2 rRNA genes are annotated in these 3,122 nt (G+C 49.4%); both read right to left on the bottom strand.

The annotated features are described in order from the left end of the window. Position 1: 1 nt before the first annotated feature. Positions 2–116, bottom strand: a 5S ribosomal RNA gene (gene rrf, locus IDG45_RS13465). A 72-nt stretch (positions 117–188) separates the two neighbouring features. Next, positions 189–3,111, bottom strand: a 23S ribosomal RNA gene (locus IDG45_RS13460). Positions 3,112–3,122 lie beyond the last annotated feature (11 nt).

Genomic DNA, 3,122 nt, shown 5'->3' with positions numbered 1-3,122 from the left:
TGCCTGGCAACGTTCTACTCTAGCGGAACGTAAGTTCGACTACCATCGACGCTAAGGAGCTTAACTTCTGTGTTCGGCATGGGAACAGGTGTGACCTCCTTGCTATAGTCACCAGACATATGAATGTAATTTATACATTCAAAACTAGATAGTAAGTAAAAGTGATTTTGCTTCGCAAAACATTTATTTTGATTAAGTCTTCGATCGATTAGTATTCGTCAGCTCCACATGTCACCATGCTTCCACCTCGAACCTATTAACCTCATCATCTTTGAGGGATCTTATAACCGAAGTTGGGAAATCTCATCTTGAGGGGGGCTTCATGCTTAGATGCTTTCAGCACTTATCCCGTCCACACATAGCTACCCAGCTATGCCGTTGGCACGACAACTGGTACACCAGAGGTATGTCCATCCCGGTCCTCTCGTACTAAGGACAGCTCCTCTCAAATTTCCTACGCCCACGACGGATAGGGACCGAACTGTCTCACGACGTTCTGAACCCAGCTCGCGTACCGCTTTAATGGGCGAACAGCCCAACCCTTGGGACCGACTACAGCCCCAGGATGCGATGAGCCGACATCGAGGTGCCAAACCTCCCCGTCGATGTGAACTCTTGGGGGAGATAAGCCTGTTATCCCCGGGGTAGCTTTTATCCGTTGAGCGATGGCCCTTCCATGCGGAACCACCGGATCACTAAGTCCGTCTTTCGACCCTGCTCGACTTGTAGGTCTCGCAGTCAAGCTCCCTTATGCCTTTACACTCTATGAATGATTTCCAACCATTCTGAGGGAACCTTTGAGCGCCTCCGTTACCTTTTAGGAGGCGACCGCCCCAGTCAAACTGCCCGCCTGACACTGTCTCCCACCACGATAAGTGGTGCGGGTTAGAAAGCCAACACAGCTAGGGTAGTATCCCACCAGCGCCTCCACGTAAGCTAGCGCTCACGTTTCAAAGGCTCCTACCTATCCTGTACAAGCTGTGCCGAATTTCAATATCAGGCTACAGTAAAGCTCCACGGGGTCTTTCCGTCCTGTCGCGGGTAACCTGCATCTTCACAGGTACTATGATTTCACCGAGTCTCTCGTTGAGACAGTGCCCAAATCGTTACGCCTTTCGTGCGGGTCGGAACTTACCCGACAAGGAATTTCGCTACCTTAGGACCGTTATAGTTACGGCCGCCGTTTACTGGGGCTTCGATTCGTAGCTTCGCAGAAGCTAACCACTCCTCTTAACCTTCCAGCACCGGGCAGGCGTCAGCCCCTATACATCACCTTACGGTTTAGCAGAGACCTGTGTTTTTGATAAACAGTCGCTTGGGCCTATTCACTGCGGCTCTTCTGGGCGTTAACCCTAAAGAGCACCCCTTCTCCCGAAGTTACGGGGTCATTTTGCCGAGTTCCTTAACGAGAGTTCGCTCGCTCACCTTAGAATTCTCATCTTGACTACCTGTGTCGGTTTGCGGTACGGGCACCTATTTTCTATCTAGAGGCTTTTCTCGGCAGTGTGAAATCAACGACTCGAAGACACAATGTCTTCTCCCCATCACAGCTCAGCCTTAACGAGTACCGGATTTGCCTAATACTCAGCCTTACTGCTTAGACGTGCAATCCAATCGCACGCTTCGCCTATCCTACTGCGTCCCCCCATCGATTAAAACGATTATAGGTGGTACAGGAATATCAACCTGTTATCCATCGCCTACGCCTGTCGGCCTCAGCTTAGGACCCGACTAACCCAGAGCGGACGAGCCTTCCTCTGGAAACCTTAGTCAATCGGTGGACGGGATTCTCACCCGTCTTTCGCTACTCACACCGGCATTCTCACTTCTAAGCGCTCCACATGTCCTTACGATCATGCTTCAACGCCCTTAGAACGCTCTCCTACCATTGTCCAAAGGACAATCCACAGCTTCGGTAATATGTTTAGCCCCGGTACATTTTCGGCGCAGTGTCACTCGACTAGTGAGCTATTACGCACTCTTTAAATGATGGCTGCTTCTAAGCCAACATCCTAGTTGTCTGGGCAACGCCACATCCTTTTCCACTTAACATATATTTTGGGACCTTAGCTGGTGGTCTGGGCTGTTTCCCTTTCGAACACGGACCTTATCACCCATGTTCTGACTCCCAAGTTAAATTAATTGGCATTCGGAGTTTGTCTGAATTCGGTAACCCGAGAGGGGCCCCTCGTCCAAACAGTGCTCTACCTCCAATAATCATCACTTGAGGCTAGCCCTAAAGCTATTTCGGAGAGAACCAGCTATCTCCAGGTTCGATTGGAATTTCTCCGCTACCCTCAGTTCATCCGCTCACTTTTCAACGTAAGTCGGTTCGGTCCTCCATTCAGTGTTACCTGAACTTCAACCTGACCAAGGGTAGATCACCTGGTTTCGGGTCTACGACCAAATACTAAACGCCCTATTCAGACTCGCTTTCGCTACGGCTCCACATTTACTGCTTAACCTTGCATCAAATCGTAACTCGCCGGTTCATTCTACAAAAGGCACGCCATCACCCATTAACGGGCTCTGACTACTTGTAAGCACACGGTTTCAGGTTCTATTTCACTCCCCTTCCGGGGTGCTTTTCACCTTTCCCTCACGGTACTGGTTCACTATCGGTCACTAGAGAGTATTTAGCCTTAGGAGATGGTCCTCCCAGATTCCGACGGAATTTCACGTGCTCCGTCGTACTCAGGATCCACTCAAGAGAGACAACATTTTCGACTACAGGATTATTACCTTCTTTGATTCATCTTTCCAGATGATTCGTCTAATGTCGTCCTTTGTAACTCCGTATAGAGTGTCCTACAACCCCAACAAGCAAGCTTGTTGGTTTGGGCTCTTCCCGTTTCGCTCGCCGCTACTAAGGGAATCGAATTTTCTTTCTCTTCCTCCGGGTACTAAGATGTTTCAGTTCTCCGGGTGTGCCTTCTGATATGCTATGTATTCACATATCGATAACATGACATAACTCATGCTGGGTTTCCCCATTCGGAAATCTCTGGATCAAAGCTTACTTACAGCTCCCCAAAGCATATCGTCGTTAGTAACGTCCTTCATCGGCTTCTAGTGCCAAGGCATCCACCGTGCGCCCTTAATAACTTAATCTATGTTTCCAT

The sequence above is a fragment of the Staphylococcus sp. EG-SA-10 genome (assembly GCF_017151945.1).
In the GTDB taxonomy this organism is placed as follows: domain Bacteria; phylum Bacillota; class Bacilli; order Staphylococcales; family Staphylococcaceae; genus Staphylococcus; species Staphylococcus aureus.
This window is presented reverse-complemented; position numbering and strand designations above follow the sequence as displayed.